The organism is uncultured Oscillibacter sp. (assembly GCF_950073225.1).
Taxonomy (GTDB): Bacteria; Bacillota; Clostridia; order Oscillospirales; family Oscillospiraceae; genus Oscillibacter.
On the sequence record NZ_CATMPS010000001.1, the window covers coordinates 266,751 to 282,844 of the forward strand.

General features: G+C 61.2%; 13 protein-coding genes. 5 read left to right on the forward strand and 8 right to left on the reverse strand.

Annotated features, from left to right (window positions below):
* Positions 1 to 4: 4 nt before the first annotated feature.
* The 8 genes from gyrA to dnaA form a co-directional block, all read right to left on the reverse strand.
* Entirely contained in the window at positions 5 to 2,518 is a 2,514-nt protein-coding gene (gene gyrA, locus Q1M04_RS01275) for a DNA gyrase subunit A (RefSeq protein WP_297996411.1), read from the reverse strand.
* Positions 2,519 to 2,768: 250 nt separating this feature from the next.
* Positions 2,769 to 4,718 (reverse strand): DNA topoisomerase (ATP-hydrolyzing) subunit B, encoded by a 1,950-nt coding sequence (gene gyrB, locus Q1M04_RS01280; RefSeq protein WP_297996409.1) that lies wholly within the window; start codon positions 4,716 to 4,718, stop codon positions 2,769 to 2,771.
* A 262-nt stretch (positions 4,719 to 4,980) separates the two neighbouring features.
* The gene (gene remB, locus Q1M04_RS01285) at positions 4,981 to 5,244 is read right to left on the reverse strand and encodes an extracellular matrix regulator RemB (RefSeq protein ID WP_295755322.1); all 264 of its coding nucleotides are present in this window, start codon (positions 5,242 to 5,244) and stop codon (positions 4,981 to 4,983) included.
* 5 nt (positions 5,245 to 5,249) lie between these two features.
* Positions 5,250 to 5,798 carry a hypothetical protein gene (locus Q1M04_RS01290; protein ID WP_295755321.1) on the reverse strand — a complete coding sequence of 183 codons (549 nt, stop codon included), beginning with the start codon at positions 5,796 to 5,798 and terminating at the stop codon, positions 5,250 to 5,252.
* Positions 5,798 to 6,901, reverse strand: a complete 1,104-nt coding sequence (gene recF / locus Q1M04_RS01295) for a DNA replication/repair protein RecF (protein ID WP_297996406.1) — start codon at positions 6,899 to 6,901, stop codon at positions 5,798 to 5,800. The genes Q1M04_RS01290 and recF overlap by 1 nt, the downstream gene beginning before the upstream one ends.
* Entirely contained in the window at positions 6,891 to 7,106 is a 216-nt protein-coding gene (locus tag Q1M04_RS01300; RefSeq protein ID WP_297996402.1) for an RNA-binding S4 domain-containing protein, read from the reverse strand. Before Q1M04_RS01300 ends, recF begins: the two co-directional genes overlap by 11 nt.
* A 6-nt stretch (positions 7,107 to 7,112) precedes the next feature.
* Positions 7,113 to 8,228, reverse strand: a complete 1,116-nt coding sequence (dnaN, locus tag Q1M04_RS01305) for a DNA polymerase III subunit beta (protein WP_297996393.1) — start codon at positions 8,226 to 8,228, stop codon at positions 7,113 to 7,115.
* Positions 8,229 to 8,460: 232 nt separating this feature from the next.
* Positions 8,461 to 9,780: a chromosomal replication initiator protein DnaA gene (dnaA, locus tag Q1M04_RS01310; protein ID WP_293280048.1), complete on the reverse strand. Its 1,320-nt coding sequence runs from the start codon at positions 9,778 to 9,780 to the stop codon at positions 8,461 to 8,463.
* Between the two features lie 311 nt (positions 9,781 to 10,091).
* Here dnaA and Q1M04_RS01315 point away from each other — a divergent pair, with 311 nt between their 5' ends.
* The 5 genes from Q1M04_RS01315 to Q1M04_RS01335 all read left to right on the forward strand — a co-directional run bounded on the left by Q1M04_RS01315 (position 10,092) and on the right by Q1M04_RS01335 (position 16,074).
* Complete coding sequence (locus Q1M04_RS01315) at positions 10,092 to 11,819, forward strand: phospho-sugar mutase (protein ID WP_297996386.1); 1,728 nt, start codon at positions 10,092 to 10,094, stop codon at positions 11,817 to 11,819.
* Positions 11,820 to 12,058: 239 nt separating this feature from the next.
* Positions 12,059 to 12,205 carry a hypothetical protein gene (locus Q1M04_RS01320; RefSeq protein WP_293280046.1) on the forward strand — a complete coding sequence of 49 codons (147 nt, stop codon included), beginning with the start codon at positions 12,059 to 12,061 and terminating at the stop codon, positions 12,203 to 12,205.
* 21 nt (positions 12,206 to 12,226) lie between these two features.
* Positions 12,227 to 14,296: an elongation factor G gene (locus tag Q1M04_RS01325; protein WP_297996383.1), complete on the forward strand. Its 2,070-nt coding sequence runs from the start codon at positions 12,227 to 12,229 to the stop codon at positions 14,294 to 14,296.
* A 241-nt stretch (positions 14,297 to 14,537) separates the two neighbouring features.
* Positions 14,538 to 15,020: a sigma-70 family RNA polymerase sigma factor gene (locus Q1M04_RS01330; RefSeq protein WP_366131374.1), complete on the forward strand. Its 483-nt coding sequence runs from the start codon at positions 14,538 to 14,540 to the stop codon at positions 15,018 to 15,020.
* Positions 15,010 to 16,074: a DUF4825 domain-containing protein gene (locus Q1M04_RS01335; protein ID WP_297996377.1), complete on the forward strand. Its 1,065-nt coding sequence runs from the start codon at positions 15,010 to 15,012 to the stop codon at positions 16,072 to 16,074. Before Q1M04_RS01330 ends, Q1M04_RS01335 begins: the two co-directional genes overlap by 11 nt.
* Positions 16,075 to 16,094: the final 20 nt, after the last annotated feature.

Sequence of the window (16,094 nt, forward strand, 5' to 3'; positions counted from 1 at the left end):
GCGCTTATACCGTCTCCTCAGAAGAGGGCGTCTCTCCGGAAGCGGGCGCTTCCTCCCGGTCCGCCAGGGCCATGGAAATCACCCGGTCCCCTTCTTCCTTGAACCGCATGACGATCACCCCCTGGGTGGACCGGCCGCACTGCTTGATGGCCTCCACCGGCGTGCGGATTAGGATGCCCGCCTCCGTCACCAGCAGCAGATCCTCGGACCCGTCCACCACCTTGATGCCGACCACCTGCCCGGTTTTCTCCGTCAGCATATAGTTCTTGATGCCGTAGGCGTTCCGCTTTGTTATCCGGTACTCCTCCACCGGCGTCCGCTTGCCGTAGCCCTTTTCCGTGATGGTGAGGACGGCCTTGCCGCTTTGGGCCCGGGCGGCGCCCACCACGTAGTCCCCTTCCCGGAGCTTGATGCCAAGCACGCCCACGGCGGTCCGGCCCATGGGGCGCACGTCGTCCTCGTGGAAGCAGACGGCCATCCCGTCGTGGGTGGCGATGAGGATATTCTGCTCCCCGTCCGTCTCCCGGACGGTAATGAGCCGGTCGTCCTCCGTCATGCTCAGGGCCCGGATGCCGTTGTTGCGGAGGTTTTTCAGGCTGCCCGCCGGCAGGCGCTTCACCACGCCGTTCCGGGTGACCATGAAGAGGAAGCGGCCGTCGTCCTCTATGGACCGGGTATGGACCATGGCCTGGACCTTCTCCCCCTGCTCCACCTGGAGGATGTTGACGATGTTGGTCCCCTTGGCGGTTTTGCCGGAGACGGGAATCTGGTAGCCCTTCTTCCGGTAGACCTTTCCGGTGTCCGTGAAGAAGAGGATATAGTCGTGGGTGGAGGCGGTGAACACGTCCGCCACCGCGTCCTCCTCCCGGGTGGTGATGCCCTTCTTGCCCATGCCGCCCTTGGACTGGGCGGTGTACTCGCTGACGGGGGTCCGCTTGATATACCCCGCCTGGGTCAGGGTGAAGACGCACTGCTCTTCCTCGATGAGGTCCTCGATGTCGATTTCGTCCTCCACGTCCTGGATTTCCGTCATTCGTTCGTCGCCGTACTTCCCGGCGATGGCGGTGAGCTCCTCTTTCAGAATCTGGCGGACCAGGGTCTCGTCGGAGAGGATTTTCTGGAAGTAGGCAATGCGCTCTTCCAGCTCCTTGTACTCGTTTTCCAGCTTCTCCCGGTTTAAGCCCTGGAGGGAGATCATCCGCATGTCGCAGATGGCCTGGGCCTGTACGTCGTCCAGGCCGAAGCGGGTCATGAGGTTTTCTTTGGCGTTGTCATAGCTGCTGCGGATGACCTTGATGACCTCGTCAATGTGGTCCTGGGCAATCAGCAATCCCTCCAGCAGATGGGCCCGCTCCTGGGCCTTTTTCAGGTCGAAGCGCGTTCGGCGGACGATGACCTGCTCCTGGTGCTGGATGTACTCGTCCAGGATGTGCCGCAGGGAGAGAATCTTTGGCTGGAGCTTGCCGTTGACCTCCACCAGGGCCAGCATGTTGATGGCGAAGGTGGTCTGGAGCTGGGTCTGGGCGAAGAGGCGGTTTAAGACCACCTGGGGGTTGGCGTCCCGCTTCAGCTCGATGACGATGCGCATGCCGTTGCGGTCGGATTCGTCCTGGATGTTGGAAATGCCCTCCAGCCGCTTGTCCTCCACCTGGTCCGCCATGTTTTTAATCAGCATCCGCTTGTTGACCTGATAGGGAATTTCCGTGATGATGATGCGGGTCCGGTTCTGGCCGAACTCCTCGAACTCGTGCCTCGCCCGGATGGTCACCCGGCCCCGGCCGGTGGCGTAGGCCGCCCGGATGCCGGACCGGCCCATGATGATGCCCTTGGTGGGGAAGTCCGGGCCCTCCATGTGCTGCATCAAATCCGTCAGCGTGGCCTCGGGGTCGTCCAGCACATGGATAACGGCCCCGATAACCTCCCGGAGGTTGTGGGGCGGGATGTTGGTGGCCATGCCCACGGCGATGCCGGAGGAGCCGTTTACCAGGAGGTTGGGGAACCGGGAGGGCAGGACCTTGGGCTCCTTCCGGGTTTCGTCGAAGTTGGGGTCCCAGTCCACGGTGTCCTTCTCGATTTCCCGCAGCATTTCATCGGACATGCGGGCCAGGCGGGCCTCCGTGTAACGGTAGGCCGCCGGGGGGTCGCCGTCTACGGAGCCGAAGTTGCCGTGTCCGTCAATGAGCATATAGCGCATGGAAAAGTCCTGGGCCAGGCGGACCAGGGCGTCGTAAACCGACTGGTCGCCGTGGGGGTGGTAGCGGCCCAGTACGTCGCCCACGGCGGTGGCGCACTTGCGGAAGGGCTTGTCGTGGGTGAGGTTATCCTCGTACATGGCGTAGAGGATGCGGCGGTGGACGGGCTTGAGGCCGTCCCGCACGTCTGGCAGGGCCCGGCCCACAATCACGCTCATGGCGTAGTCGATATAGGATTTCTCCATCTCCGGGACCAGGGGGGACTCGACGATTTTTTGGTCCGGGAATCGGATTTCCTCGGGGTCGTATTGGGGTTTTTTACTCATCTGCTGTTACCCAGCCTTTCCTTAAATCAGGTTTCACACGCTTCGTACGCCAGGTGGACGGAATCCAGTCCCCAGTCGCTTTCCTCCGCCGGGCGGAAGTTGGATATATAGAGGGAGGGGTACATGGAAAACGCCACCTCAGGGTTGAGAAGTGTGCCGGATTCGTATTCCTCTTTTGAAACGCCGCCGCAGCGGACAGCAGCAGGGCCAGCAGCAAAAGCAGGCTTCCAATTTGTTTCATAGCGCCTCCTCAGTAGTCCAGATTCACCACATACTGTGCGTTCTTCTCGATGAACTCCTTCCGGGGCTCCACCTTCTCGCCCATGAGGATTGTGAAGGTCTCGTCCGCCTTCACCGCGTCGTCCAGGGTAATCCGCCGCAGGGTCCGGGTGGCGGGGTCCATGGTAGTCTCCCACAGCTCGTGGGGGTTCATCTCGCCAAGGCCCTTGAAGCGGCTGATTTCCACCTTGGCGCCCGGATTCCCTGCCCGGAGCTCGGCGGAAACGCGCTCCCGTTCCGGTTCGTCATAGGCGACCCGTGTGGTCTTTCCCCGGGTGAGCTTAAAGAGGGGCGGCACGGCGGAATAGACGTAGCCCTGCTCAATGAGGGGGCGCATAAAGCGGAAGAAGAAGGTCAGAAGCAATGTCCGGATATGGCTTCCGTCCACGTCGGCATCCGCCATAATGATGACCTTATGATACCGGAGCTTATTGGCGTCGAACTCCTCCCCGATGCCCGCCCCCAGGGCGGTGATAACCGGCTGGAGCTTGTCGTTTCCATAGACCTTGTCCGCCCTGGCCTTTTCCACGTTCAGCATCTTTCCCCAAAGGGGCAGAATGGCCTGGAAGCGGGAGTCCCGCCCCTGGGTGGCGGAGCCTCCGGCGGAGTCGCCCTCGACGATATAGAGCTCGGTCAGCTCCGGGTTATTCTCGTTGCAGTCCCGGAGCTTGTCGGGCATGGCGGCGCCGCCCAGGGCCGTCTTGCGGCGGATGGATTCCCGGGCCTTCTTGGCGGCCTCCCTGGCCCGGGAGGCGGTGAGGGCCTTGTCCAGAATCATCCTTCCCACCTGGGGGTTCTCCTCCAGGAAGGTGTCCAGCTTCTCCGCCACGATGTTGTTTACCAAAGTGCGGATTTCGCTGTTACCCAGCTTGGCCTTGGTCTGGCCTTCAAACTGGGCGTCGGTGAGCTTTACGGAGATGACGCAGGTAAGGCCCTCCCGGCAGTCCTCGCCGGAGACCTTCTCGTCGTCCTTCAGCATCTTGATTTTTTTGCCGTAGCTGTTCAGCACGGTGGTCAATGCCCGCTTGAAGCCCTCCTCGTGCATGCCCCCCTCCGGGGTATGGACGTTGTTGGCGAAGGAGAGGATGGTTTCGCTGTAGCCGTCGTTGTACTGTAAGGCTACCTCGGCAATGGAATCCTCCCGCTGGCCGGACATGTAAATGACCCCGGGGTGGAGGGCGTCCTTGCTCTTGTTGAGCCAGGTGACAAACTCCCGGATGCCCCCCTCATAGCACATGGAGTCCCGCTGTTCCTTGCCGGGGCGGAGGTCCACGGTCCGAATCCGCAGCCCGGCGTTCAGGAACGCCTCCTCCCGCATGCGGGTGTGGAGGATGTCGTAGCTGTAAACCGTATCCTCGAACATCTCCGGGTCCGGCTTGAAGGTGACGGTGGTGCCGGTATGGTCCGTTTTGCCCACGATTTTCATCTCCTGGGTAATATGGCCCCGGGAGAATTTCATCTCGTATATCTCGCCGTTTTTGTGGACCTGGACCGTCAGCCACTCGGAGAGGGCGTTGACCACCGACGCGCCCACGCCGTGGAGGCCGCCGGAGACCTTATAGCCCCCGCCGCCGAACTTGCCTCCCGCGTGGAGGATGGTATAGACCACCTCCAGGGCGGGCTTTCCGGTCTGGGCCTGGATGTCCACGGGGATGCCCCGGCCATTGTCCACCACGGTGATGGTGTCCCCGGGGTTAATCTGGACCAGGATCTCCGTGCAGAAGCCCGCCAGGGCCTCGTCAATGGCGTTGTCCACGATTTCGTATACCAGGTGGTGCAGGCCCGAGGCGGAGGTGGAGCCGATATACATGCCGGGCCGCTTCCGCACGGCCTCCAGGCCCTCCAGAACCTGGATTTCCGAGGCGTCGTACTCGTTGGACGCGTCGACCGCGGTGGAATTTAAGATTTCATTGTCTGCCATATACTTCTCCTTTGCTGTTCTTTTTCTTATAAGAAAAAGAACCAAAAAGAATTTTATCCCGCTCTGCGGTGCGGTGTTTGTCTTGCCCTGTCACACGGCAACGGAGAGCTGCTTTACGGAACTTATCTTTTAGAGCGGAAAAAGCCGGGCTGGAAACACCCTTTTGTGGGGCCGGACAGGCAGGATTTTCCTCCAGCCCGCCTTTCCCCGCTCCCGTTAAACGATTGGAATACTTTCCTTCAAAGCCGCATAGGCTGTCCCATCACTCCAGATTCCCGCTCTCCGCCCGCTTCCGCAGGGCTCCGGGGCTCAGGGGGCTCAGGTACACAATCTGCTCATGATACGGGTGGTCGCAGACCACGAAGGACCGGGGCAGGTCCCCGGAGATATCCAGCACCACCCCCTCCTTCTCGGCGGCGGCCAGGTAGTCCCTTGTGCGCTTTTCATAGCTGCATTTGTCCAGGTCAAAGATGCCGATGACCCGTCGCTGGGGAATGATTTCGTTTTGTCCCAGGTGCAGATACATAGCCGCTATTCATCCTTCCACAAGCCGTCCCGGAGCCAGGCAAACCACCGGCGGTGAACCTCGCTTCTTTGGGCCCGTTCGTTGTCCCAGTTTTCATAGGTCCTTCCCCTCTTGGGGGAATAGAGCTTGTAATACGCCCCCTCCTCCGGGCCCGCCTGGAGGTAAAAGGTACTCGTCTCATCCCGCCAGCCCGCGAAGACCACGGTTTCATTCTCAGAAAACACAGCGCTGACGTTCAGGGATTCCGCGCTCTCTGCGTCCAGGTACTTCCCCGCCGCCTCCGCCAAGGCGGGTTCCTCCCAGGCGCGGACGTCTCCGGTTTCCCCGCTCTCCACAAGCGCCTGGACCGAAGGGACCGCCAGTAAGTCTGCCATCAGGGCCCTGTCCTCCTCCGTGATGAAAACCTCCGGTGTCCGGCGGAGAATCTTCTCTGTGTTCGTGGAGGTAACGGAAAGCTCGTCGCAGGGATAGCGGAGCTCCATGCGGGCCTCCAGGACCAGCAGGACCAGCAGCAGGGCGATTAAAACCCGTTTGCCTGTTATCTTCCGATTCATCACACGATCCTCCCCCGTTCCACATGAAACACCCTGCCCCCTAAGAGGCTGGGCAGTCTATCCTCCTCGCAGCAAGTGATGAACACCTGTCCCCCCGCGATGCGGTTCAGGACGAATTCCTGCCGCCGGGGGTCCAGCTCGCTGAGCACGTCGTCCAGCAGCAGTACCGGGTACTCCCCCGCCGCGTTTTTATATATCTCCCGCTCTGCCAGCTTCAGCGCCAGGGCGGCGGTCCGGGTCTGGCCCTGGGAGGCGTACTGCTTTGCCTCCCGTCCGTCGATGCCCACAAGGATATCGTCCTTATGGGGCCCGGAGAGGCACAGGCGGGAAGAGAGCTCCGCCTCCCGGTGGCCCTCCATATGCCGCCGGAGCTGTTCCGTCAAAACCCCGATCTCCGCCCCCGGGTCCTCTACGGAGGAGACCGTCTGATACCGGAGCTCCAGCGTTTCCCTTCCCCCGGAGCACTCCCGGTGGCAGGCGGCGGCGGCTTCCGCCAGGCGGAGGCAAAAGGAATGGCGGTACTGGACCAGTACGGCCCCCAGGCGGACCATCTGCTCGCTGAACTCCGGCAGGGCCTCCAGCAGGCCGGGCCGCTGGTCATAGTCCCGGAGAATGCGGGTTTTCTGCTCCCTTGCCCGCTCGTAGCCCGCCAGGGCGGCGGCGTACCGGGGCCGGAGCTGGCACAGGGCGGTATCCAGGAAGCGCCGCCGGGCGGCGGCTCCCTCCCGGATGAGGAAAAGATCCTCCGGCTGGAACAGCACCGTGTGGTACACGTCTCCCAGGGCCGCGTTGGTCTTTATGGGGACCTGGTTGACGGTGAGCTTCCGCCGCTTCCCCCGGAATAAATCCGCCTGGACCTTGAATTCCCGGTCCCGGGAATAGACCCGGGCCAGCAGCCGGGCGGACTCCTCCTGAAAGCCGATCATCTCCCGGTCCGTCCGCGCCCGTGGGGACTTCCCCCGGGAGAGGTAGGCGACGGCCTCCAGAAGGTTCGTCTTTCCCTGGGCGTTCTCGCCGCAAACGACGTTGCACCGGGGGTCGAAGTCCGCCGCCTGGCGGGCGTAGTTCCGAAAGCCCTCCAATTCCAGGCGGTCAATTTGCATAGGTTACGGTCAGCACTTCTCCAGCGAAGGAAACCTTGTCGCCGGGCCGGATTTTCTTTCCCCTCTGGACGCAGGGCTCCCCGTTGACCAGGGCTTCCCCGGCCTGGACGCGCTCCTTGGCCTCGCCGCCGGTCTCCACCAGCCCCGCGAATTTCAAAAGATCCTGGAGCTTGATGAACTCCGTGGTAATCGTGATTGTTTTCATACGTCCTCAGCCCTCGCTTTTCAACCGGACGGGCAGGACCATATAAAGGAAGTTGTCCTTGTCATCCGTGGGCACGATGATGGCGGGGGACACGCCGGTGTTCAGCTCAATCCGCACCGCCTCCGCCGGGGCGTAGCGCAGGGCTTCCATCAAATAGCGGTTGTTAAAGCCGATTTCCAGGCCCCCGCCGTCCCCTTCCAGGCGGCACACGTCCTTGGCCTCGCCGTTGCCGGTCTTGGCGGAGAGAAGCACCCGGTTTTCCTCAAACCGGCAGCGGACCGGGCTTTTCAGCTTGTCGGAAATCACTACGGACACCCGGTCGATGCTCTCAATCAGGGCCTTGGCCTCCACGGTGACGGCAATGGGGTTGTTTTTCGGGATGGCGTTCCGGTAATCCAAAAATTCCCCCTCCAGACGGCGGCAGATAAGCTCCACGTCTCCCACGGTAAAGAGGATGTGCCGCCGGCCCAGGGTGATTTCCGCCAGATCCTCCACGTCGCCGCAGATGCTCTTGACCTCGTTCAGGGCGGGGCCGGGGGCCACGAAGGAAAAGGCCCCTCCCTCCAGCTTCTCCAGGGGCTCCTTCCGCACCGCCAGGCGGAACCCGTCCACGGCGGCCATGGTGAGGCGGCCCTCTCCGATTTCAAAGAGGGCCCCGGTGTGGACCGGGCGGCTCTCGTTGGTGGAGACGGCGAAGGCCACCTCCTCAATCATGGCCCGGAGGACCCTTCGTTGCATGGAAACGGCATACTCGTCTTCCACCTCGGGAAGATCGGGGTAATCCGCCGCGGAGAGGCCGGGGATATCAAAGTCCGCGTCGCCGCAGAGGAGGCGGACCTGTAATTTTTCATTGGAAATAAAGGTAACCGTATCATCGGGCATCCGGCGGATGATGTCGCCGAAGAGTCTGGCGTTGAGCACGATTTCGCCTTTCTCCTCCACGCCGGCGGAGACCTTCGCCCGGATGCCGGTCTGCATGTTATAGCCGGAGACGGTCAGCCCGTCCTCCCCGGCGTGAAGCAGCAGTCCCTCCAGGGCGGGAATGGAGCTTTTCTGTGCGACCGCGCGGCTGGTGACGGAGATGGCATTTTGAAGCAAAGCTTTTTCACAGCTGAATTTCATAAGGGGACCTCCTTTGCGCCCGAAGGCTCTTTTTAAAAAAGAAAACAGTATAACGTAGGGGAAGTAGTCGTAGGGGGCGGTTTTGTGGAAAAAGAGAAGAATCCCAGCGGCGGCAAGGATTTCCGCCTCCACAGCCTCTGTTGAAAAACAGGGCGCTTCTCCACGCCTCTTGTCGAAGGGTGGTTTTTCCACAGGGAAGTTTTCCCTTTCCACCGGGAAATGTGGAAATCCGTCAGTGCCGGGACGTGATGTTGGACTTCAATTCCTTCACCATTTCGGCGAAGGCCGGGTCTTTTTTCATCTTCTGCTCCACCTGGCGGATGGAGTGAATGACGGTGGAGTGGTCCCGGTTGTCGAAGAGCTGGCCGATGTTGTCCTGGGACAGGTTCGTCATGACCCGGATGAGGTACATGGAGATCTGCCGGGCCTCCACGGCGGCGCGGACCCGCTGCTGGCCCTTCACCACGGACTCGTCCAGCTGGTAGTAGCGGCTGACGTAGGTCAAGATGCCCTCCGGCGTGGGAATGTACTCGTTGCTGCCCTTTAAGATGTCCTGCATGGCCCGGTCGACGGTGGCCTCGTCCGTCTCCTTGTCCAAAAGCTCCTTATAGGCCAGGACCTTGTTGACGGTGCCTTCCAGCTGGCGGACGTTGGCGGTGACCTTCTGGGCAATCTGCACGGCGATTTTGTCCGGCAGATTCATGCCCAGCAGCGCCGCCTTGTTCTTCACGATGGCAAGCCGGGTCTCAAAGTCCGGCGGCGTTACGTCGGCAAGCAGGCCCCACTCGAAGCGGGTCCGCAGCCGGTCGTCCAAAAGCGTCATTTCAGAGGGGGGGCGGTCCGAGGTCAGCACAATCTGCCGCCCGGACTCGTAGAGGGTATTGAAGGTGTGGAAGAACTCGTTTTGCACCTGCTCTTTTCCCGCCACAAACTGCACGTCGTCCACCAGCAGCAAATCCGCCTCCCGGTACTTGGCCCGGAATTCGCTGCCCCGGTTGGCCCGGACCAGCTCCACGAACTCGTTGATGAACTCGTCTCCTTTGATGTAGACGATTTTAGAGGCGGGGTCGTTTTTCCGGATGACGTTGGCGATGGCGTAGAGCAGGTGGGTCTTGCCCAGGCCCGAGTCCCCGTAAATGAGGAGGGGGTTGTAGTTCTGGGCCGGGTGCTCGGCAACGGCCATGGACGCGGCGTGGGCCAGCTTGTTGGAGGGGCCCACGACGAAGGTGTCGAAGGTGAACTCGGCGTAAGTGAAGCGCTCGGACTGGCGCTTGGGAGCGCCGCCGCCCCGGAACTCCACAAGGCCCGCGTCGTCCAGAATCTTTACCTCGAAGTCGGTGGAAAAGATGTCGTGGAGGGCGGCCTTGATGTTGTTGAGGAACAGGGATTCCAGGTATCCCCTTTTGAAATCGCTGGCGCAGTGGAGGTAGCAGGCGCCGCCTTTGATGTCCACGATGCTCAGCTCGTCGAACCAGGTGGAGATGGTGGTCTCGGAGAGCGTCCCCCGGAGCTGGCGCAGGACATTCTCCCAAATGTCGGTAATGGAGTTCAAAAAGGAAACACCTCTCTTTCAAATTTTACAAAACATTTATTTATTATAACAGAAAAGGAAGCGTATGGCAATACATATTCTAATAATAAGCGGAGGATTTTAAACAGGGAAACCCCTCCAAGGGCCCGCGGAAAGGGACGGCTTCCCTGGAACGGGCTTTTTTCCGCGTCAGACCGCTTCTTGACATCACCGGGAGATTCTCTTATAATATTTTTGTGCGGCATGGATAATTTTGCCGACGGTCAGGAAACGAACCTTGTCAAAATCCATCAAAAAGAACAAGGAACGTTCATCAAAGGAGGAGCATCGCTATGGACTTCATGAAAGAATATGAGAAATGGTTATCCAGCCCCGCCCTGAGCGAGGCGGAGCGGGCCGAGCTGGAAGCCATCCGAAACGACCCCAAGGAAATCGAATCCCGGTTCTACGGACCCCTGGAATTCGGCACCGCCGGTCTCCGGGGCACCATGTACACAGGGCTCCACAATATGAACATCCACGTCATCCGCTGGGCCACCCAGGGCTTTGCCGACGTCATCTGCGCCGAGGGCGAGGAGGGAAAGAAGCGGGGCGTGGCCATCTGCATGGACTGCCGGAACCACTCCCTGGAGTTCGCCCGGGCCGCCGCCGGGGTCTGCGCCGCCAACGGCATCCATGTGCGGATCTTCGAGTCCCTCCGCCCCACCCCGGAGCTGAGCTTTGCCGTCCGGGAGTACCGCTGCCAGGCGGGCATCAACGTCACCGCCAGCCACAACCCCAAGGAATACAACGGCTATAAGGTCTATTGGCAGGACGGCGCCCAGCTCCCCCCCCACCACGCCGACGCCATCGCGAAACGCCTGAGCGAAATTGACATTTTCAACGACATCAAGCGCATGGACTATGACGAGGCGGTCAAGGCCGGGCTGATTGAGGTCCTGGGCGCCGAGACCGACGAGAAATTCCTCTCCAACGTCATGGCCCAGGTCAACGACAAGGCCACGGTTGAAAAGGTGGCGGACCGCTTCAAGATGGTCTATACCCCCTTCCACGGCACCGGCCACAAGCTGATTCCCGAGGCCCTGGGCCGCCTGGGAGTAAAACACCTCCTCTGCGTTCCTGAGCAGATGGTCATTGACGGGGACTTCCCCACCGTAGTCTCCCCCAACCCGGAGAATCCCGAGGGCTTCTATCTGGCGGTGGACCTGGCCAAGAAGGAGGGCGCGGACTTCATCCTGGGCTCGGACCCCGACGCCGACCGGGTGGGCATCATGGTCCGCACCAGGGACGGCGAGTTTAAGGTCATCACCGGCAACCAGACCGGCGTGCTGCTGCTGGACTACCTCATCGGCGCGAAGAAGCGGGCGGGCACCCTGCCGGAAAAGGCGGTGGCTCTGAAGACCATCGTCACCACGGAGATGGCCCGGAAGGTGGCGGAGGTCAACGGCCTCCGGTGCTTCGACACCTTCACCGGCTTCAAGTTCCTGGCGGAGAAGAAGGACAAGCTGGAAAACAGCGGCGAAGGAAAGGTCATCTTCTCCTATGAGGAGAGCTACGGCTATATGCTGGGGGACTACGTCCGGGACAAGGACGCCGTTACCGCCGCCCTGCTGCTGACGGAGATGGCCGCCTGGTACGCGGACCAGGGGAAGACCCTGGCGGACGCCCTGGATGGCCTGTATGAGAAGTACGGCTATTACGCCGAGCACACCTACAACCTGGTCATGCCGGGCCTGGACGGCCTGAAGGACATGGCGAACCTGATGAAGGGCCTCCGGGAGAATCCCCCGGCGGAGATTTCCGGCGTGAAGGCGGTCCAGTTCAAGGACTACTCCGACGGGTCCGTCACCGACTGCGCCACCGGGGCGAAGAGCGCCATGGAGCTCTCCGGGTCCAACGTGCTGCGCTTTGAGATGGAGGACGGCACCAGCGTGATTGTCCGGCCCTCCGGCACGGAGCCGAAGATCAAGGTCTACATCCTCACCCAGGGCAAAGACGCGGCGGACGCCCAGGCCAATGTGGATAAATACGGCGCTTGGGTGAAGGGCCTGCAGAAATAAAAGGCGCTCTCCCAAAAAACGGAAAACCTGGAAGGGCCCGGCGGCTGTCCGCCGGGCTCTTCCTTCTTTTTCCATATGTAAATTGACGAATTATTAATCAACATTTTGGAGGGGAAGCATAAATGTGATTTTGCCCAAAATTTCTGTTGTATTCTGCCGCCGGGTGTTGTATAATTCATATATTGGACGCTTGCGGCCCCCCAGGGCCCGCCGGAATGGCAAAAAAGGAGGCATCGGCTATGGGAATGACCGATAAGCAATTCAACAGCTATGTGCGCTTTATCCTCTCGGCGCTGAAAGACATGCTGGAGGAGACCGACGAGGAGAAAAAAGCGGCCAAGGCGAAAGAGCTGATGGAGAACCTGCAAACCACATTGGAAGACTGAAACGAAGGAGTGGAACGAATCATGAGCTATTCTGTACAGAACATCCGCAACGTCTGTCTGCTGGGGCACAGCGGCAGCGGCAAGACCGCCCTGGCCGAAAGCCTGCTCTACATGACCGGCGTCATCGATAGAATGGGCCGGGCCGCCGACGGCAACACCGTCTGCGATTACGACCCGGAGGAAACCAAGCGCCAGATTTCCCTCTCCCTGGCCATGGCGCCCCTGGATTACAAGGGAAGCCGCATCAACCTTATGGACACTCCCGGCGCCTTTGACTTCGCCGGAGAGGCCATGGCCGCCCTCCGGGCCGCCGACGCCGCCATTATCGTCTGCTCCGCCAAGGACGGCGTGTCCGTGGGCCTGGAGAAGGCGTGGAAATACTGCGAGGAGCGGAACATGCCCCGCTTCATTTACATCTCCAAAACCGACGAGGACAACTCCGACTACAACGCTACCTTCGAGGCCCTCCGGGAGCGCTTCGGCAAGAAGATCGCCCCCGTGGTGGTCCCCATCTGGGACGGCGGCAAAAAGGTCACCGGCGTTATTGACGTTTTGAACAAGCGGGCCTATGAGATGCAAAACCTCAAGCGGGTGGAAATCGAGGTCCCCGCCGACAAGGCCGATGTCATCGCCGAGTTCAACGACGCCCTCAAGGAGTCCGTGGCCGAGACCAGCGAGGAGCTGATGGAAAAATTCTTCGGCGGCGAGGACTTCACCTACGCCGAGATGATCCAGGGCCTGCGCCAGGGCGTCCGGGAGCTGAGCCTCTTCCCCGTCCTCTGCGGCTCCGCCATCAACTGCCTGGGCTCCCTGATGCTGATGGACAACATCGTGGACCTCTTGCCCAACCCCGTGGAGGGCAACTATCATAAGGCCACCAAGGCGGACGGCGAGACGGAGGAATTCGTCGTCTCCCCCGGCGGCGTGCCCACCGCCTTTGTCTTCAAGACCATCTCCGACCAGTACGGCAAGTACTCCTTCGTCAAGGTCCTCTCCGGCACCATTACGCCGGATCTCCTTATGGTAAACGCCCGCACCGGCGAGAAGGTGAAGCTGGGCCGTCTGTACACCATCCGGGGCAAGAAAAACGCCGAGGTCAAGGAACTGGTCTGCGGCGACATCGGCGCCATCGCCAAAATGGACATCAAGACCGGGGACACCCTCTGCGACGAGCGGAAGGTGGTCAGCCTCAAAAACATCCCCTTCGCCGAGCCCTGCTACTCCGTGGCCATCCAGCCCAAGACCCGGGGCCAGGAGGATAAGATTGCCCAGGGCCTTACCCGGCTGAATGAGGAAGACCCCACCTTCACCGTGGTGAACAACGCCGAAACCCACCAGATGGTCATTTCCGGCGCGGGCGACATGCAGATGGACGTGCTGGTCAGCAAGCTGAAGGACCGTTTCAAGGTGGAAGCCGAGCTGAAGCCCACCCGGGTTCCCTACCGGGAGAAGATCCGCAAGACCGTGCAGAAGCAGGGGCGGCACAAGAAGCAGACCGGCGGCTCCGGCCAGTTCGGCGACGTGTGGGTCCGGTTCGAGTACAACCCGGATGAAGAGGATATGGTCTTCGCCGAGGAGGTCTTCGGCGGCTCCGTGCCCCGGAACTTCTTCCCGGCGGTTGAGAAGGGCCTCCGGGAGGCCTGCATCCACGGCCCCCTGGCGGGCTATCCCCTGGTGAACCTGAAAGCGGTTCTCTACGACGGGTCCTACCACCCGGTGGACTCCTCGGAAATCGCCTTTAAGACGGCGGCGCAGCTGGCCTATAAGGCCGCCATGCCGGAGGCCAACCCCGTACTGCTGGAGCCCATCGGCGAATTGAAGGTGACGGTGCCGGAGAGCTACACCGGCGACGTCATGGGCGACATCTCCAAGCGCCGGGGCACCCCCATGGGCATGGACCCCGTGGGCGACGGCACCCAGGTTATCACCGCCGAGGTTCCCATGGCGGAGATGGGTACTTACGCCATCGACCTCCGGGCCATGACCCAGAGCCGGGGCAGCTTCACCTTCCACTTTGTCCGCTATCAGGACTGCCCCCCCGCCGCCCAGGAGAAGGCCATCGCCGAGGCGAAGGCCATGGCGGAGCAGTAAGGGCTGCTTGCCATAAAAGAAGTGCATAAGAAAAGGCCTCTGCGCGGGACTGCGCAGAGGCCTTTTTTCAAAGCGGGCTTTCAAAACCGCGTTTTAAGAGGAGCAATCCCCGCGATTCCTTGGAAAAAATTGCAAAAAAATCCGTGGCAGATTCCGTAACGTTTTCCCCTTCCCGGGGATATATAAACAGAAACAAAGGCCCGGCGGGGCCGGTGAAGGGAGGCTGAGGCCCTTGGAGGACATGCAGAAGGTTTACCAGCAGCACGCCCAGACGGTTTATAAGTTTCTCCTTGCCCAGTGCCGCGACCCCGGCCTTGCCGAGGAGCTGACCCAGGAGACCTTTTACCAGGCCGTCAAATCCGTGGACCGCTTTGACGGGTCCTGCAAGGTCTCCGTCTGGCTGTGCCAGATTGCCAAGCACCTGTGGTTCCAGCACCTCCGGAAGCAAAAGCGGGAGGCCCCGGTCCTACCGGAGGACCTGCCGGAGTCCCCCGGCCCCTCGGCGGAGGAGAGCATTCTGGAACAGGAGGGCCGGATGGACCTTTTGAAGCTGGTTCACAATCTGCCGGAGCCCCAGCGGGAGGTGGTGTATCTCCGGGCCTTCGGGGGCCTCAGCTTCCGGGAGATCGGGGACGTGTGCGGCAGGACGGAGACCTGGGCCCGGGTGACCTTTTACCGGAGCAAGGAAAAACTCAAGAATGGAGGCGCGAGTGATGAAGAATGATTTGACCTGCGGCGTGGTGCGGGATTTGCTGCCCAGCTATGTGGAAAACCTCCTGGGGGAGGAAGCGAAGGAAGCGGTGGACCGGCACCTGGAGACCTGCCCGGAGTGCCGGGAGCGGAAGGAGGCCATGGCCGCCCCGGCGGAGGAAGCGGCGGAGCCGGAGAAAGAGGTGGACTATCTCAAGCGGGTGAAGAAGGGGACGGTTCATAAAATCGTCCTGGCGGTGGTGTGCACGGTGCTGCTGGTGGTGGGCGGATACCTGCTGAAGGAGTTCGTCATCGGCCGGACGCCGGACGCGGAGCATATCAGCATTGAAAACCCCCAGGTGGACGCGGAAAATAATCTAAACCTGCTGGCGGATACCTACTGGGGAGCCTATGAGCTCCGGGGCCTGAAAAGCACGGAGGAAAACGGAATCCTCACCTACACCGCCCGGGAGGTCCGGGTGAATCCCTTCCAGACCGCCCAGGGAGGATACCGCAAGCAGATTCCCCTGTTGTCCATCCCCCTGAAGGGCCTGGACGAGGTGTGGATCTGCGGGCGGCTGGTGTGGCAGGATGGCATGGTGATTGACCGGGATACGCTACTGCTGCTGGACGCCAAGACCCCCTACTGCGGCGACGCCCCGGCCCTGGGGAACATCGCCAAGCTCTTGCAGGTGGGGAGCCGGATTGGACGGTATAACATCTCCCTCCAGACCAGCGAGCGGCCCTACCGCTGGACGTTGGAGTTTGAGGAAACGGAGGAGACGACCTCTGAAATCTCGGGGCTGTCCCGGTTCCTGGGCTATCAGATGCTGGCGCTGGTGGAGAATTTGGACGAGGTGTGCTTCCAATACCCGTCCTCCAGTGGGTTCTTCACGGCGGAGATAGCCTCCAACTCCCTGGCCCGGCTGACGGAGGTGTACAATGACAAACACGCCACAAGCTGGCCCGTCCACGAGAGCATCAAGGAGTACGCGGAGAGCCCCCTGGAGTACCAGCGCATGGTGAAGCTGCTGGAGGAGATGTTCCTGGGGACCAGCGGGACCACCGTCACCGTTGTCAAACCGTAACCGTAAAAGAAGGACCGCCC

Coding starts and splice junctions, on each gene's coding strand:
- gyrA (WP_297996411.1), bottom strand. CDS start 2,518: ATGAGTAAAAAACCCCAATACGACCCCGAGGAAATCCGATTCCCGGAC.
- gyrB (WP_297996409.1), bottom strand. CDS start 4,718: ATGGCAGACAATGAAATCTTAAATTCCACCGCGGTCGACGCGTCCAAC.
- remB (WP_295755322.1), bottom strand. CDS start 5,244: ATGTATCTGCACCTGGGACAAAACGAAATCATTCCCCAGCGACGGGTC.
- Q1M04_RS01290 (WP_295755321.1), bottom strand. CDS start 5,798: ATGAATCGGAAGATAACAGGCAAACGGGTTTTAATCGCCCTGCTGCTG.
- recF (WP_297996406.1), bottom strand. CDS start 6,901: ATGCAAATTGACCGCCTGGAATTGGAGGGCTTTCGGAACTACGCCCGC.
- Q1M04_RS01300 (WP_297996402.1), bottom strand. CDS start 7,106: ATGAAAACAATCACGATTACCACGGAGTTCATCAAGCTCCAGGATCTT.
- dnaN (WP_297996393.1), bottom strand. CDS start 8,228: ATGAAATTCAGCTGTGAAAAAGCTTTGCTTCAAAATGCCATCTCCGTC.
- Q1M04_RS01315 (WP_297996386.1), top strand. CDS start 10,092: ATGGACTTCATGAAAGAATATGAGAAATGGTTATCCAGCCCCGCCCTG.
- Q1M04_RS01320 (WP_293280046.1), top strand. CDS start 12,059: ATGGGAATGACCGATAAGCAATTCAACAGCTATGTGCGCTTTATCCTC.
- Q1M04_RS01325 (WP_297996383.1), top strand. CDS start 12,227: ATGAGCTATTCTGTACAGAACATCCGCAACGTCTGTCTGCTGGGGCAC.
- Q1M04_RS01330 (WP_366131374.1), top strand. CDS start 14,538: ATGCAGAAGGTTTACCAGCAGCACGCCCAGACGGTTTATAAGTTTCTC.
- Q1M04_RS01335 (WP_297996377.1), top strand. CDS start 15,010: ATGAAGAATGATTTGACCTGCGGCGTGGTGCGGGATTTGCTGCCCAGC.